Source organism: Bacillus sp. FJAT-49711 (genome assembly GCF_018343715.1).
Taxonomy (GTDB): Bacteria; Bacillota; Bacilli; order Bacillales; family Bacillaceae_C; genus Lederbergia.
This window is the reverse complement of the sequence record NZ_JAGYPL010000001.1, coordinates 670,198-685,713: the sequence shown is the minus strand read 5'-3', so window position 1 is coordinate 685,713 and position 15,516 is coordinate 670,198. Positions and strand designations below refer to the sequence as shown.

Genomic DNA, 15,516 nt, shown 5'->3' with positions numbered 1-15,516 from the left:
CGCCTCGATTATCGACGTACAAATATGTGGTCCTTTTGCTTATCGTAGAGAAAAGGACAAGATGTGTGCCAGTCTATTGGCGCTGGAGCTAAAAAAAGCTGGCTGGATTCATATTCCTCCTACCAGCTTCATTCTTTTTGTTAAAAGGCTATTTTCTTCATTTTTTGATTATGTAAAAGATCAAAAGCCGGCTTTTACAATTAATAAAAAAGTTAAGAGATGTTTATGAGGCTTACAGCACTTTTCTAGTTTTGGGAACAAAATCTATTATTATAAGATTTACGTCAAGAGGAATCATGTTTGACTAATATGTTATTAAAACAAACCAATTGCCATTCCGTTTTCATCTACATTCATCTGATAGGCTGCAGGTTGTTTTGGCAGACCAGGCATGGTCATCATATCTCCAGTTAATGCAACGATAAAACCAGCACCAAGTTTAGGCTTTAATTCTCTGACATGTATCGTAAAATTACTTGGTCTTCCTAATTTTTGTGGATCATCCGAAAGGGAATATTGAGTTTTTGCCATACAGACAGGTAATGCCCCCCATCCAAACTCTTCAAACTCCTGAATTTGCTTCAATGCTTTTACGGAAAACTCTACATCTTTTCCTCCGTATACTTTTTGTACAATAATCTTCATTTTTTCGTCTAGAGAAGTATGTAAATCGTATAAATACGAGAATGTATTTTGGTTATTATCAATTTCGCGGAGAACTCTTTCAGCTAAATCGATTGCTCCAGCTCCTCCTTTTGCCCAAACTTCTGTTAAAGATACGGGAATATTATTTTGCTCACACCACTTTTCAAAGACTGAAATTTCTGCATCGGTATCAGAAGAAAATCGATTAATCGCAACAACATAAGGAAGTCCAAATTGGGTAACTGTATCAATATGTTTCACTAAATTTCCCAGCCCTTTTTCGAGAGCGAAAATATTTTCATGGTTTAATTCATCTTTTGAAAGTCCCCCATGCATTTTTATAGCTCTGATTGTTGCAACAATAACAACTGCTTCAGGTTGAAATCCCGCACTTCTTGATTTGATATGTAGAAACTTTTCCGCTCCGAGATCGGCACCAAATCCTGCTTCCGTTACGACATAATCCGCCAATTTGGCAGCTGTTCTCGTTGCCATTACGCTGTTGCAGCCATGCGCAATATTAGCAAATGGTCCGCCATGAACAATTGCAGGAGTGTGTTCAATTGTCTGAACGAGATTAGGCTTTAATGCATCTTTTAAGAGCAGTGTAATTGCCCCTTCTACTCCTAAATCCTTAACCGTAACCGGTTGTTTATTAATCGTATAAGCGATAACCATTCTCGATATTCGATGCTTTAAGTCTGACAGATCAGTAGAGAGACAAAGCACTGCCATAATTTCTGAAGCGACGGTAATATCAAATCCATCTTGTCTTGGAACACCTTGTGCATGCCCGCCTAACCCAACAATTATTTCGCGGAGTGCACGGTCATTAAGATCAACTGCACGTTTCCACACGATTCTTCTTTGGTCAATATTTAACTGATTCCCTTGATGTAAATGATTATCAATAAGTGCGGATAGAGCATTGTTTGCGGTTGTGATAGCATGCAGATCACCGGTAAAGTGTAAATTAATATCCTCCATTGGCAGCACTTGGGCATACCCACCACCCGTGGCCCCGCCTTTCATGCCCATTGTCGGGCCAAGTGAGGGTTCACGAAGAGCGATAATTGTTTTTTTGTCAAGTCTCGATAAGGCATCGCCTAGACCAACGGTTACCGTTGATTTTCCTTCACCGGCAGCTGTAGGATTAATAGATGTGACGAGAATAATCTTCCCATCTTTATTTTTTTGTATGTCACGAATCTTCTCATACGTAATTTTTGCTTTGTATTTACCAAAATAATCAATGTCATTAATAGAAAGCCCAATACGATCGGCGATACTTTGAATTGGCAGTAATTCAGATTCCTGTGCAATTTCAATATCCGATTTAAATTCGCTCATCATTAACAACTCCTAAGGCTATATTTACTTACCTTTAATTGTATCACGGCATATACGAATTTCCACTTGCTGAATTGAAAAAAGAACCTCAAATTGGTTCTTTATCAATAACCTCTTCATTTTTATTTTGTAAAAGTTTCAACTCAGCTAAACGATCTTCATTTTCTTCAAAAAATTGAACAAGATCGCCAATTCTATCTATCGAATTCCAGCTTAAATGATGTTCGATTCCTTCTACATCTTCATAAATATTTTCTTCTTTAACGCCAATTAACCTTAGAAAGTTTTCTAGTAAATCATGGCGTTCGACTAATCTTTTTCCGATTTTTTCCCCTTTTTTCGTTAAAATTAGTCCTCGATATTTTTCATAAACAAGATAACTATCCCGATCCAATTTTTGAACCATTTTTGTAACAGATGAAGGGTGGACAGCTAGTGCTTCTGCAATATCAGAAACCCTTGCATATCCTTTATTTTCTATTAATAAATATATTTGTTCTATGTAATCTTCCATACTTGGAGTTGGCATTCATATCCCCCTTAGTACATCATTAGCACTTAAAAGTTTACTATACTACAACTTTTTAAACAAGTATTGGAAAAGTTACACTTACAGAAAATACCGAATAAAGTGAATTAAGTAATTTCGTTAAATTATTTCCTCTGTTTTCTTGACGGTGATGTGACAGTGGTGTATAGTTTACTTATCATTGAACAAATAATTTGCAATTGTCAATTGTTTAATGAGAATATTTTTTCAGGAGCACTTTGTGCTTAGTCTAGGAGGAAAAAGAAACATGCAAAACGGTAAAGTAAAATGGTTCAACAATGAAAAAGGCTTTGGTTTCATTGAAGTAGAAGGCGAAGAAGATATTTTCGTACACTTCACAGCTATTCAAGGCGAAGGATTTAAATCTTTAGAAGAAGGCCAAGAAGTTTCTTTTGAAGTTGTTGAAGGAAACCGCGGACCTCAAGCAGCTAATGTAACTAAACTATAATATATAATGATTAAGGCTGGCCAACGATGGCTAGCCTTTTATTTTGGTTATTTTCTTAAAACTTATTGTTTGTGAAAACCCAAAAGCCAGGTTTACTCTTTTATAGAAAGTTTAAAGGCTCTTATGTAGTTTCCAGCACTTTTCTCAATTGGATTTATTTTTTAAAAAAAGCCGAATCTATTGTTCGTCCTAAAAGCATATAGTAATTAGCATGATGTATGAGAAAGTGCCTTTTATTTTTGAGCGTTTATTAAGCTTTTCCCTTTTTCCTGTAGTTTTTGACCAACGGTGCACTGGTTGATACAAAAGCTATGTGCATATGTTTTACTGAATTCTTTTTTGAAGTAAAGATGTAAAAAGCACCCCTCACAAGACGATGAAATAAGTTCATCAATTTCCTTAAATATTTTCGTCCGTTTCATCTGATCAACCTTTCTTTGAACCCTCAATCTATTTTCATATGACCTTCAATTAGATTATTTTCAAGTGCTTGTGTTGCAAGCTTATCCGCTTCTTTATTGTCACGACGCGAAATAACTTCATAATTAGGCTTTAATCCTAGCCCCTTAATTTTTGCTTCTATTCGGTCAAGCCAAGTATTTAGTACCTTTTCATAGCATGGCCATTCTCCTTCGAGTTGCTTTATAACGCCTTGAGAGTCGCCTTTAATGACAATGGGAAGGTTTTTCATACCAAGGTCCTCTACATACAAGAGTGCGTTGTACAATGCTGCATACTCGGCTTCATTATTATTTTCCAATTGATCTAGCCGTACATTGGCGCGAAATCTAAATGTATCTGTTCCCTTTTTATAATAAATGACCAGTCCGATCCCACCAGTTCCTGTTTGAACGTCATACCCTCCATCAAAATAAAGTTCCGGATCAGTTGGCTCAAGGTCCAATTTTATCTTTAGTTTTGCATATTCCTTTCGACTCCATTCCCTTTCCATTTCATCCATTATCACTATCTTCTTGAATCGGCCAGTACGCTCTAAATCCTCTATAATATTATCTACATATTTTTCTTCCATCCATTCTGTCTCCATTAAAACTGGCACTGTTTTCGCACCTTTATATTCAAGATTTAATTTATATTTCATTTTTTCATCCCTTTTAAAAGTAATTTAAGTTCACATTACTTCTCACTATATGTAGAATAATTCCCATAGATACAAATTCTTACACTGTTAGAGGAGAAAAACTGAATGATTGAAGTCTATATTGATGGAGCCAGTGCTGGCGATCCAGGTCTTAGTGGTGCGGGCATATATATAAAGAATAACGGAAAAACAGAATCCTTTTCTATCCCACTTGGAAGAATGAATAATCACGAAGCGGAATTTCATGCGTTAATTAAGAGCTTAGAAATATGCATAGATCGAGGGTACTCCATTGTCTCTGTCAGATCTGATTCAACTGCCGTTGTAGATGCCTTTGAAAAGGAATTTGCACGGAATCAAAAGTACCGGCTTCTTTTGAATAACGCCTTATCACTATCATCTCAAATAGAGCTATTTTTTATTAAATGGATCCCGTCAAAAGAAAATAAACATGCCGATCAGCTGGCGAGGCAAGCCATTCAACTAAACACATAACGTAAGATGGGTTGCTGGAGTTCATTAAAGAATTTAAGGTGCATTACATGATTATTAGGCTACCGCTTTCAGTTATTCTATGCCTTTCTGTACAAGTTTGGCGTTTACTGGCCGTTGTTGCGGTTTTACTAGCTACCATCTCCGTTATTCAAGCCGATGTTCAAATCTTTGAGCGATTCAACTAAAAAAGCACATAGTCAGTTATGTGCTTTTAATCCTATATTTTCCATCAAGCGGTATGCCTCTGTTTTCGTTCTTATATGATTTTCCTTAAATGTCTCCAATAAAGATAAATAAAAACTGCCATCGAATCGTTTCTGAGTTTTCAATGTTAATTCGATTGCAAGCGAGACAACATGGTCATCTGTTCCCGTTGATTGTTTTCCAAAATAAATAAAAGAAATTGCATCGTCTTTAAACTTGAAGCCTTTTGCTTCTAGATTCATGAGGTAATTTTCCAAATCAATAAGCTCCGTGATCAATGACATTTTCTCCTTTATAGCCTACTTGCAAATATATTGTCTTCTTCAAGCCATTTTGTTTTCAATAAATGATTACGAACCGTTTTTAATTCAAACTTGTCACAGATGTCCATTGAGGCGAATGGTGAAACACTCCATTCCGTCTTATTAAAATCAATAGTCAATGGAACATTGCATTCAATTTCTGCAAGCTGGCGAGATAAATGCAACATCTCTAGATCGTTATTAATCTTTTTTTGCACTGAAGGGGACAACGAATCAATATTTGCTAATAATCCTTCGATATTATTATGATCGTGAATAAGTTTAAATGCTGTTTTTTCTCCAATCCCTTTTACACCAGGATATCCATCACTTGAATCTCCCATTAACGCCTTAACATCAATTAATTGCCTTGGATGCAACTCAAAATCTTCCATAAAACTAGATTTAGTGTGATGCTGATAATTCCCAATTCCCTTCTGCATAATTAAGACGGAAATACGATCATCGATAATTTGCAATAAGTCTCGATCACCTGTTAAAACAGTGATATGTGCATGCTCTTTGTATTGATTACTGATTGTACCAATACAATCATCTGCTTCATATCCAGCTAGTCCAATATTCGTGATTCCAAATGACTCTGTTAAATTTTTTGCAAGATCAAATTGCGGAATCATTTCGACAGGAGGTGCTTGTCTGTTTGCCTTATATCCATCAAACATTTCATTTCGAAACGTCTGACTACCCATATCCCAGCATACAGCTACATGGGTTGGATCAAACTTTTCTACAGCAGTCAGCAAATGTTTTAAATAACCTTGAACAGCATTTGTAGGTACACCTTGACTATTAAACATGAAATTATTTCGTACAGCTGTCGCATAAAATGAGCGGAACAATAGCGCCATGCCATCTATCAATAATAAGTGTGGATTTGAAATAGTAAACACCTCTAAATAAGATTATTAAGATATAAACATTATACCATAATTAAAACAGGGCATTAGCCCTGCCAATAAGAATCTTTGCTTATTTCAATTTTGATAAAGGATTATTTATTGCAATTGAATCAGTAATCCAGATTTATCATCCGACTGTTTCAAACGCGGCACTTTCCTGCACTCACTATCCAGTCTTTCGAATTCACATAGTTTTTCAGTGTAGGAAACCAAAGTATCATCCAGCAAAGCACGTACAAAAGACATTTCATTTTCATAATCACCAAATCCATATATACCATCTGTTATTAATAACAAACATGCGACCCCACTACGTGAGAGTATACCAGATTCTAAGTGATTTGCTAATGCAGGATCTCCATTTATGACACTATAGCCACCATCTTTATTAGCAAGTCTTCGATTATTACGAATCATAGACCGTACATCGTAAGGTAAATTACCATCAATTCTTACAAAGTTCATTTTCTTCCAAACATCAATTACCTTTTGATCATGTTCAGCAACTGAGTCATATGTAACAGCACGAATGGCACCATTAGTATAGATAGCATATAACATGCAATCCCCTGACTGCACCCACTCTATAAAGTGTTCACCTATTCTTATTAAGGCATGTGCCGCTCCCCAAAGTTCCTCAACTTGGTTTATATCAATTCCCAGCTTTAACATTTTGTCTCGAAGAGCATCATTTGCTCCTAAAGTAGCATTATATAAATCGGCATTATTATCTGATCCAGCCAAATACTCTAATATAGTTTCTGCTGCTACAGCTCCTGAAGTAAGCCCTTTTTTATCTACGTAAGAATTAACCCCGGAAACTCCATCTATTACCCCAAATATTCCTTTCTCAGAAAACTCTATAATCCGATCTTCGTTACAATCTCTTTCTCCTTTAACAGTAATTCTTTGGATTTTCATTTTATATTATTCACTTCCCGTTTCTACCGGATTATCATCATAGGAAACCCAGTCCGAATAACTTCCTGCGTATAATTTAACATTTTTAAAACCACATGCTTTTAATGCCAAAAAATTAGGAGTAGCTGTAACACCGGAACCGCAATAGACGATGATTTCTTTTGTTTCGTCAAGATTCGAAAAACGATCTTTTTGAGCAGCCAGGTCTTTCCAAAAGCCGTTCTCAAACCCTTCTGTCCATTCAAAATTGATTGCTCCAGGAATATGGCCTGCTCTTGCATCAAGCGGTTCTACAAGACCTAAATATCTTTCTTTAGCTCTTGAGTCAATTAATATTCCTTTTCGATTTTTAACTTGTTCATATGAAGCAAGCATCTTTTCTTTAATAGATGGGACAAATTTAGCGTATTTATAATTAGGTATCTCATCGGTTACTTCATATCCGAATTCTTTCCATGCCTTAAAGCCTCCATCTAAAATATAAACATCCTCATGCCCTAAATAGGAAAGCAGCCACCAAAATCGGCCTGCAAAGGAGCCATCCCCATCATCATATGCCACTACTGTTTTGTTATGAGTAATGCCTGCCTCACTCAATTTATTAGTAAAAGTATCTATAGACGGCAAAGGATGCCGCCCTCCGTGTTTCAAAACCTGAGATGATAAATCCTTATTAAGGTCAAAATAAACAGCACCAGGAATATGGTCTTGTTTATATGCCGTTCTTCCATAATCCGGATCAGAAAGAGCAAATCTACAATCAACTACTCTAATATTTTCATCCATTAATTGGTTTTGCAATGAAGAAACTGATTTAATAAACTTCATCTTCACCCCTCCAATTCAAATCGAATTTTTTGCCATTCCGCCAATTTTTCATGATTTGATAGAGCTTCCAACCATCCTACAAACTGTTCATCTACATCTGATTCAATATGCGCAAGCAGATTTCTGAACTCGATATCAATCAAGTAATGATAAAAACTTTCCATTTTCTTAAATTCATTCTGCAAATATTCATCTGCAAGAGGTGAAAGTAGACTTTCTAATGCTTCTTCCATTTTTTTCTTATCATTTTGCTCAAAAAATGCTTTTGGATTTCTAAAAAACTTAAAACTTACTTCTAATGGGCTTTTGTTAATATGCTTAAATGCAGATTCAAATTCTGGTGTATCTATCTTTCCAGCTTCCCATACAGAAATAGTCAATTCATGTTTAATATCTTGCATTTCTTTTTCAAGATTTCCTAATCGATTTAACAGCAGTTTTCGAACAAATCGTTCCAGCCTTAAGGATGTCGCCCTCAATTCTTGTGCAAAATCATACCCTGTCGACTCTAATAATTCATCCAACGAAGTTGAGAGCAATTTACGGCTATTGCTTTGCAGCACAGCCGGATTAAAGGCTTCTTTGAAAAAGTCCGGGAAACGGTAAAAAACTCTTTGTTTTACATAAAAGATTAATTCTTTTGCTTCTTGAGATAATTGTTTCTTCACTAAGCTTGGTTCAGCTTCTTGAAGTTTAACTGCAATTATTCCTCTTGCTTCGTGCAATTCTTCTATTCTCTTCATTTTTACCGCTTCATCTTCACTTGCAGTATAAATTAATTGATCAAGCATATTAATGATGCGATTATAATCAGATTTCGCAGATTGAATAGCTAATTGTGATAAATCATTATTTAAAAAGTGATTAAAATCATGAGTAAACGCATCAATATTTGATTCTATTCTTTTACTTAAAGCTAATTTACTAGAAATCCCGAATAACTTTGGAAAACGAATCCCGTTGGAAACAAGTTCTTGACGAACATAATCAAGCACTTCATTCATTTCTTCCTTAGAGCTTGCCAAGTCAATGGCATTTACAATAAAGAACATTTTATCGAGTTCAAAAGCATCTTTTACCCTTCCTAATTGAATGAGGAACTCACGATCCGCTTTAGAAAAGGCATGATTGTAATACGTGACAAAAAGAATCGCATCAGCATTTTTAATATAATCGAATGCAACTCCTGTATGCCTAGCATTAATGGAATCAGCCCCTGGTGTATCAACAAGAGTAATCCCTTGTTTCGTAAGCTCACAATCATAATAAAGATCAATTGACTCTACAAAGCAAGACTGAGTTTCATTTCCTACAAAACGATGGAAACCTTCAATATCTGTAGTCATAGTAGTTCCTAATTGATTTTGATGCTCTAGGAAGCCTCGATGGAACGCAATTAAAAAAGATAGATGAATTTTTTCTTTCCCGCTATAATCCGACTCTTTTATGATGTTTGGAATTTTCGAATATGCATCAAAAAGCGTTGTACACTCATATCCAAATAATGATAATGAATGTGCAATATCCGCAAGCATTTGATTTTCAGCTTTAAAATGAACATCCGCCGTACCGTGTAAATGATTGCTAGTCACTGGGCAGATCCGATTAATGGCAGCCGTTGTTGGATTAGGGGATACAGGTAAAACACTATTTCCCAGAAGTGCATTAGCAAATGACGATTTTCCCGCACTGAATGCACCGAAAAGCGCAATAGTATATTCACGATTTTTTAATCGTGTCACCTTATCTTCTAATTGAGAAGTAATTCGTTTAAAACTGCCTTCATTTTTTAAACTAAAAATCGCCTTTTCAATTTTTGATATTATTTTATGAATATCTGTCTTACTATTACTATCTAAAGGTTTGTTTATTAAATCAACCTTAGCGTTTGTTGTCTCGTTTTGAAGAATATTTTCAATTGTAAAAATTCGAATATCTTCCCGTTCTGTTTTCCAATTGACTAGCAGCGTTTGTAATAATGAATGTTCCTTTCCAGTTGGGAGTGAACATTGTCGGATCTTTTCTAAATACTCTAGTTCTAGTTGTCGTAATAATTGTATGGTTGACGTAGTAGCACCCATTTTATTTAATTGTGTTTCGATAACGGATAATTCTTTCTTTATTATCTGCTTAAATGCAGAAAAAGCTGATTTTTGGAAATCGCTTATTGCTTCCCTCGCTTTTTTCTTTATTAAACTTGCAACATCCTCACAATATTGCAAAAGATATTCACCTGATAATCCTGCACCTTTTTTTATCGCGTCTATTAATAATGAATCTTCAAAGTAAACAGACATTAGTTGGACATCTACTTGAAGATTCTCTTGCATAATGCCAGCATCAGAAAGCTTCTTAGCTGCCCATTGTCTTAAGTGCCAATCAATTTGGGACTCAACTTGTTTTCGTAAGCTTTCAGAAAAGAGATCTAAAGACGTTTTTCTTTCTATTTCTGTCTTTTTCTTACTAAAAAAGAGTCCAGTTTTAAAATTCGGCTGGTGGGTTTTTAAAAACTGCCCTGCAAGCTCACGTGTCTCATAAGGCATTAAATACGCATTTTGAAGCAAACTTTCCAATTCAGAAAAAAAATCCTTCTCCCAGTTTTCAACTTTAGCTAAAAGCTTTTCTTTTTTAGTTTCCAACGCTTTTTCTTCTTCAAAAATATGAGAAAGCTCTTCCTCACTATAATCCTTTAATAATTCCTGCAACGGTTCTGCTTTAACTTTTTTTTCATCAGACAACCAGCTTATATGCTCTGCCTTCAATTGATCTGTAGCCTTTGTAATCGTTGTTTCCAACCATTCTTCGTGATGGGTGAAGGCATCATCAATAATCATTTTTACAGATTCAAATTCATTTTCGGGATGAGTTTCTTTTTTTAGTGATGTAAAAAAAATACCGGAAGGCTTTACATTCCATGCGGCAAAAGAGTCAATGACTGTTTGCTTATATTCTTGGAATGAGAGTTCCATTTCGTTATGCTTATCAATTTGATTAATAATTAAAAATAGCTTTACTCCGTGATCAAGTAAATTTCGTGTGTATGTGAAATTCAGCTCAGATTGAACATGGTTATAATCCATTACGTAAAAGACTACATCTGCAAGATGCAAAGAAGATTCAGTTGAAAGACGATGGGCATCATCAGTTGAGTCGACCCCAGGTGTATCCATAACAGTAACACCGTCTGGAAGATTCGAATCCTTTCTTCCGATTTCAATTTCTGTCACATCGCCGTTTTTACAAAATTCCTTTACAGTTGCAAAATCGTAAGGTGCGTTAAACATTAACGGCTTATCTGTACGATAAAATACTTTTGCATAATCTTGGTCTGCATAATGAATCTTCACAAGGTTAGCGCTTGTCGGTATTGGACTAGAAGGAAGAATGTTTTCTCCAACTAATGAATTAATCATCGTTGATTTACCCGCCGAAAAGTGACCGCTAAACGCAACAATAAATTCGCGATCGACCATTTTTTTAACTAGCTTTCCAGCTTTTTCAAAACGTTCATGATCATCATGCATTTTAAATCGTTCCATTAAAACAAGAATTCTATTTAACTGTGCTTCTTCCACAGATGATTGTAATACTTTAGACATGAGCAACAACAAACCCCTCGTTTATAATCATTACATTCTATTTTACATGACCAATTAGGATTTTCATATAGTATTCGTGAATAGTAAAAGTCCAGTTCCACTTATATAATGACGGAACTGGACCTTTTTAATTAAACTGCTTCGTGTAATCTGTATTTTCTCGCAGCGCTTTTTCTTCAATTGGAATTCTAACTCGAAGTATTATTTGATTCATTATTAGAAACAAAATCGCCGTTATGTAACAATTGAACATCAACGGAATTACAAATAATTCTATTGTAACAATGATATAGTTTGGGTGTTTTACATATTTGAATGGACCCTTTTTCACTACTTTAATGCCTGGAAGCACAATTATTTTTGTGTTCCAATATTTCCCTAATGTCAAAATAACCCATATACGGGCAATTTGAACGATGATAAAGATAAATAGGAAAGTTGGCCAAAAAGTACTCAATGCAGGCTTTCGCATTACATACTCCAAAATTAAAGATAGGAAAAATCCAATATGCATGAGAACCATAAACCGATAATGATCTTGACCATATTCTTTCGCGCCGTGTTCTAGCATCCACTTTTCATTTTTCTTTGCAATTTTTAATTCTATAAGCCTTTGACCAATCACCATTAATATTACTAAAAAAAACATTACTCCCACCTGACAAGCAGCAACTCTGAACTAAACCCGGGACCTAATGCAGCAATAATTCCGTAGTCGCCATGATTGATCTCTTGCTGTAAAAATCGCTCAAGAACAAATAAAACCGTAGCAGAAGACATATTTCCATATTTACGTAATATATCGAGCGAAAGTGCGGTTTTTTCTGGAGCAAATCCTAATGCTTTTTCATATGCTTTTAATACTTTTTTTCCACCGGGATGCGCAATAAAATGCGATATGTCAGAAATCGTTAATTGATTATGTATTAGTAATTGCTCGACCTCAGGTTTTAGCCACTCTTTTACAATGGACGGAATATCTTTCGAAAAGACGACATATAAACCATTATCTCTTATATTCCAACCCATTATGTCTAATGAATCCTTCATTAATGTTGATTGTGTATCGATAATAGCAGGAATCCTATTCGCCAAGATCTCATGCCTATTGACCTCATCTCCGACTACAAGGGCAGCGGCTGCACCATCTGCAAAAAGTGAAGTCCCGATAATGTTACTTTTACTTAAATCATGCTTTTGGAAGGTAAGGCTGCATAACTCTACAGCCACTACGATTACTTTTGCATCTGGAAATGCACGGCAATATTCATATGCTCTTGTAAGTCCTGCTGCCCCTCCCGCACAGCCAAGTCCCCAAACCGGAATTCTTTTCGTGTTTTGGGAAAATGGCAGTTTATTCATAATCCTAGCGTCTAAGCTAGGTGTAGCCATTCCAGTCGTATTGATCATTATGATTGCGTCAATTTCTTCATAACTTATTTGTCTCAGAAGATTTGAAGATTCCAAACAATTTTTTATTGATTCGATGCTTAAGCTTATTGCTAAATGTATAAATTCATCATTTTTATTAGAGAAGGAATGGTTCTGTCGGTACCATTCTAACGGTTTTACAAAATGGCGTTTTTCTATTTCTCCATTATGAAAGACGTTCAAAATCCGTTCTATATCTTTTACAGATCCCGAGAAAAGCTGCTTAGCGAATTCCATTGTCTCAACTTGAGAAATAGCATGTTCTGGGACTCCTGTTCCTACAGATACAATTCGCGGCAATTGCGACTCTCCCTTCTCCTCTAATTATTTTTTAAGTTCTTTCAATTGCTCAAAAAATCCAGGATATGAAATTGTAATAGCTTCACTATTTTGGATATGTGTTTCGCCAGATGCTAAACAGCTGGCGATTGCAAGCATCATACCGATTCGATGGTCTCCGTGGCTGCTTACAAGTGCTCCATGCAAATTAGATTTCCCGTAAATCTTCATGCCATCTTCTGTTGCTTCAATATTGGCTCCAAGCTTCTTCAATTCATCTACTACAGTATCAATTCGATTCGTTTCTTTTACTTTTAATTCCTCAGCATCCTTAATAACGGTTATTCCTTCGGCTTGAGTAGCTGCTAGAGCAAGGATTGGAATCTCATCAATCAGTCTTGGAATAATATCACCGCTGATTTCAACGCCTTTTAAATGGGAATAACGAACCGTAATATCTGCATAGGGCTCCGCCACATCATTATTTACATTATGAATTGTGATATCAGCTCCCATATTTGTTAGTATATCCAAAATTCCAGTTCTAGTAGGATTCATTCCAATATTTTTAATTGTTAATTCACTGTTAGGAATGATGGATCCTGCCACAAGGAAAAAAGCTGCAGATGAGATATCACCGGGTACATTAATGGATGCACCATTAAGTGCCTGTTTTCCTCGAATTGTTTTTTTCAAACCATCCGTTTGTACGGAACCGCCAAATTCTTTTAGCATTCGTTCTGTATGATCGCGAGAAGCTTCAGGCTCCAAAACTGATGTAGTTCCTTCAGCAAATAAACCTGCCAATAGAATGGCGGATTTTACTTGAGCGCTGGCAACAGGCGACGTATAATCAATCCCTTTAAGTCCACCCCCGCGTACTGATAATGGCGTAAATTTCCCTTCTTCCCGTCCATCGATTTTAGCACCCATTTCCTTTAATGGAACTGTCACGCGTCCCATAGGTCTTTTGGCAATCGATTCATCACCTATTACTGTAGTATGGAATGGAAGGCTCGATAAAATTCCAAGCATAAGACGAATGGTCGTTCCGGAGTTCCCTACATTTAGAACTTGATTAGGTTCTTGTAATCCTTCCAAGCCTTTCCCTTCGATCTCAACATGATCCCCTTCAACAATTATTTCAACACCGAGCTTTCTAAAACAATCAATTGTGCTCAGGCAATCATCACCTGTTAAAAGCCCGTTAATCACAGTCTTTCCGTGTGCGATAGAACCTAGCATTACAGCTCGATGAGAGATCGATTTATCTCCAGGCACCTTCATTGTCCCTTTTAAACGTCCGTTCAATTTTGCCACTCCTCACATACTAATATACGTGTCATACCCTCTGTTTTCTAAGCTTCCTTTTGCTCTTTCAAGATCTTTTTCCGTTTGAAAACTAATTCTAAGAACTCCATAAACATCTTCCCTAGCTTCGATAATTCTAATATTTGTAATGCTAATATTTTCATGGGCTAATAAAGTCGTAATATCAGAAATCACACCTGGTTTATCCAATACATCTACATATAAATCATAAAAAGCTGTAATTGCACCCTTTGCCCGTACGGGTAGTGAATCACGGTATTTTTTAGCTCCATAAAAATAATTGTAGATTTCTTCATTATCCCCTTTTTCAACCAATTGTTTAACTTCATCCATTTCCGACACCCATTGATCGATAAGTCCTAGTAGAATTGGTTTGTTATGCCTAACGATATCCCGCCACATTTCAGGACTCGAAGAAGCAATTCGGGTTATATCACGAAATCCACCAGCAGCAAGATACTTTACATGGTCATTTTTGGAAGCATGATTTTCAACTTGTCGCACTAAACTTGCAGCTACGATATGAGGAAAATGACTGACGACGCCTGTCACTAAGTCATGTTCTTTCGGGTTCATAATAATAAAATTAGCATTTGTTCCCTTTAACCATGTTTTCAACATGTCGATTTTTCCGTTTGTTGCATTTTGGGACGGAGTTAATACATAGAACGCATTTTCAAATAAATGTGCCCTAGCGCTTCCAGGTCCAACTTTATGAGAACCGGCCATTGGATGCCCCCCAATAAACGGTATACCATTATTAAAATGCTTTTCTGCTTTTTCCATAATGCGACTTTTCGTACTGCCTACGTCTGTTACAATGACATCTTCTTTTAATGGAAGACTAGCGAGCCTTTCAAGAAACCATTCTGCTTTTTCAACTGGGCAGGCTAAAATAATTAAATCTGCCTTTATTGCTTCCTCCTCGAAATGATCCGTACAGTCATCTATAATATTTAACTTTTTAGCTAAATGGCAATTATCCAGTCTTACATCATAGCCAACAATATGGACAGGATGTTCTTTTTTTATTGCGAGGGCGACTGATCCACCAATCAGTCCGACCCCAACTAATAAAACACGTTTCAAGTCTTCCATACTTTACACAGC

General features: G+C 36.0%; 16 protein-coding genes. 3 read left to right on the top strand and 13 right to left on the bottom strand.

Translation table 11 applies throughout. The features are described from left to right. Positions 1-315 precede the first annotated feature (315 nt). Together KHA96_RS03465 and mntR are read right to left on the bottom strand one after the other, a co-directional pair. Complete coding sequence (locus tag KHA96_RS03465; protein WP_249315249.1) at positions 316-1,995, bottom strand: formate--tetrahydrofolate ligase; 1,680 nt, start codon at positions 1,993-1,995, stop codon at positions 316-318. A gap of 88 nt (positions 1,996-2,083) precedes the next feature. Beyond that, on the bottom strand, positions 2,084-2,524 hold the full coding sequence (gene mntR, locus KHA96_RS03460; RefSeq protein WP_213127885.1) for a transcriptional regulator MntR: 441 nt from the start codon (positions 2,522-2,524) through the stop codon (positions 2,084-2,086). A gap of 268 nt (positions 2,525-2,792) precedes the next feature. Here mntR and cspD point away from each other — a divergent pair, with 268 nt between their 5' ends. Then, a complete protein-coding gene (gene cspD, locus KHA96_RS03455) occupies positions 2,793-2,993 on the top strand; it encodes a cold-shock protein CspD (protein ID WP_213127884.1) in 201 nt (66 codons plus the stop codon). 233 nt (positions 2,994-3,226) lie between these two features. Here cspD and KHA96_RS03450 read toward each other — a convergent pair whose 3' ends face one another. Both KHA96_RS03450 and KHA96_RS03445 read right to left on the bottom strand, forming a co-directional pair. After that, a complete protein-coding gene (locus KHA96_RS03450) occupies positions 3,227-3,415 on the bottom strand; it encodes a zinc-finger domain-containing protein (protein ID WP_213127883.1) in 189 nt (62 codons plus the stop codon). 23 nt (positions 3,416-3,438) lie between these two features. Further along, positions 3,439-4,095, bottom strand: a complete 657-nt coding sequence (locus KHA96_RS03445; RefSeq protein WP_213127882.1) for a reverse transcriptase-like protein — start codon at positions 4,093-4,095, stop codon at positions 3,439-3,441. 105 nt (positions 4,096-4,200) lie between these two features. Between KHA96_RS03445 and KHA96_RS03440 the strand changes: the two genes are divergently transcribed. Continuing rightward, entirely contained in the window at positions 4,201-4,590 is a 390-nt protein-coding gene (locus KHA96_RS03440; protein ID WP_213127881.1) for a reverse transcriptase-like protein, read from the top strand. 47 nt (positions 4,591-4,637) lie between these two features. After that, entirely contained in the window at positions 4,638-4,775 is a 138-nt protein-coding gene (locus KHA96_RS03435) for a hypothetical protein (protein ID WP_213127880.1), read from the top strand. A gap of 12 nt (positions 4,776-4,787) precedes the next feature. On the opposite strand, the gene KHA96_RS03430 is transcribed toward KHA96_RS03435, so the two are convergent. From KHA96_RS03430 to KHA96_RS03390, 9 genes are all read right to left on the bottom strand, one after another. Further along, on the bottom strand, positions 4,788-5,072 hold the full coding sequence (locus KHA96_RS03430; RefSeq protein WP_249315247.1) for a DUF6123 family protein: 285 nt from the start codon (positions 5,070-5,072) through the stop codon (positions 4,788-4,790). A gap of 14 nt (positions 5,073-5,086) precedes the next feature. Next, a complete protein-coding gene (locus KHA96_RS03425; protein WP_249315353.1) occupies positions 5,087-5,965 on the bottom strand; it encodes a 5'-3' exonuclease in 879 nt (292 codons plus the stop codon). A gap of 147 nt (positions 5,966-6,112) precedes the next feature. After that, positions 6,113-6,937 carry a hypothetical protein gene (locus tag KHA96_RS03420; RefSeq protein WP_213127878.1) on the bottom strand — a complete coding sequence of 275 codons (825 nt, stop codon included), beginning with the start codon at positions 6,935-6,937 and terminating at the stop codon, positions 6,113-6,115. Positions 6,938-6,943: 6 nt separating this feature from the next. Then, a complete protein-coding gene (locus KHA96_RS03415; RefSeq protein ID WP_213127877.1) occupies positions 6,944-7,765 on the bottom strand; it encodes a sulfurtransferase in 822 nt (273 codons plus the stop codon). A 2-nt stretch (positions 7,766-7,767) separates the two neighbouring features. After that, a complete protein-coding gene (locus KHA96_RS03410) occupies positions 7,768-11,364 on the bottom strand; it encodes a dynamin family protein (protein WP_213127876.1) in 3,597 nt (1,198 codons plus the stop codon). Between the two features lie 127 nt (positions 11,365-11,491). Beyond that, the gene (locus KHA96_RS03405; RefSeq protein WP_213127875.1) at positions 11,492-12,013 is read right to left on the bottom strand and encodes an isoprenylcysteine carboxyl methyltransferase family protein; all 522 of its coding nucleotides are present in this window, start codon (positions 12,011-12,013) and stop codon (positions 11,492-11,494) included. Beyond that, complete coding sequence (locus KHA96_RS03400) at positions 12,013-13,095, bottom strand: type III polyketide synthase (RefSeq protein ID WP_213127874.1); 1,083 nt, start codon at positions 13,093-13,095, stop codon at positions 12,013-12,015. The genes KHA96_RS03405 and KHA96_RS03400 overlap by 1 nt, the downstream gene beginning before the upstream one ends. A 24-nt stretch (positions 13,096-13,119) precedes the next feature. Next, positions 13,120-14,394 carry a 3-phosphoshikimate 1-carboxyvinyltransferase gene (gene aroA / locus KHA96_RS03395; RefSeq protein ID WP_349305650.1) on the bottom strand — a complete coding sequence of 425 codons (1,275 nt, stop codon included), beginning with the start codon at positions 14,392-14,394 and terminating at the stop codon, positions 13,120-13,122. A gap of 3 nt (positions 14,395-14,397) precedes the next feature. Further along, the gene (locus KHA96_RS03390; RefSeq protein WP_213127873.1) at positions 14,398-15,504 is read right to left on the bottom strand and encodes a prephenate dehydrogenase; all 1,107 of its coding nucleotides are present in this window, start codon (positions 15,502-15,504) and stop codon (positions 14,398-14,400) included. Positions 15,505-15,516: the final 12 nt, after the last annotated feature.

What these genes read in the sequence shown, in the direction of transcription:
- KHA96_RS03405 (WP_213127875.1), bottom strand. Translation starts at nt 12,013, where the DNA reads ATGTTTTTTTTAGTAATATTAATGGTGATTGGTCAAAGGCTTATAGAA.
- KHA96_RS03435 (WP_213127880.1), top strand. Translation starts at nt 4,638, where the DNA reads ATGATTATTAGGCTACCGCTTTCAGTTATTCTATGCCTTTCTGTACAA.
- KHA96_RS03390 (WP_213127873.1), bottom strand. Translation starts at nt 15,504, where the DNA reads ATGGAAGACTTGAAACGTGTTTTATTAGTTGGGGTCGGACTGATTGGT.
- KHA96_RS03410 (WP_213127876.1), bottom strand. Translation starts at nt 11,364, where the DNA reads ATGTCTAAAGTATTACAATCATCTGTGGAAGAAGCACAGTTAAATAGA.
- KHA96_RS03440 (WP_213127881.1), top strand. Translation starts at nt 4,201, where the DNA reads ATGATTGAAGTCTATATTGATGGAGCCAGTGCTGGCGATCCAGGTCTT.
- KHA96_RS03450 (WP_213127883.1), bottom strand. Translation starts at nt 3,415, where the DNA reads ATGAAACGGACGAAAATATTTAAGGAAATTGATGAACTTATTTCATCG.
- KHA96_RS03415 (WP_213127877.1), bottom strand. Translation starts at nt 7,765, where the DNA reads ATGAAGTTTATTAAATCAGTTTCTTCATTGCAAAACCAATTAATGGAT.
- KHA96_RS03445 (WP_213127882.1), bottom strand. Translation starts at nt 4,095, where the DNA reads ATGAAATATAAATTAAATCTTGAATATAAAGGTGCGAAAACAGTGCCA.
- KHA96_RS03425 (WP_249315353.1), bottom strand. Translation starts at nt 5,965, where the DNA reads ATGGCGCTATTGTTCCGCTCATTTTATGCGACAGCTGTACGAAATAAT.
- mntR (WP_213127885.1), bottom strand. Translation starts at nt 2,524, where the DNA reads ATGCCAACTCCAAGTATGGAAGATTACATAGAACAAATATATTTATTA.
- KHA96_RS03465 (WP_249315249.1), bottom strand. Translation starts at nt 1,995, where the DNA reads ATGAGCGAATTTAAATCGGATATTGAAATTGCACAGGAATCTGAATTA.
- KHA96_RS03420 (WP_213127878.1), bottom strand. Translation starts at nt 6,937, where the DNA reads ATGAAAATCCAAAGAATTACTGTTAAAGGAGAAAGAGATTGTAACGAA.
- cspD (WP_213127884.1), top strand. Translation starts at nt 2,793, where the DNA reads ATGCAAAACGGTAAAGTAAAATGGTTCAACAATGAAAAAGGCTTTGGT.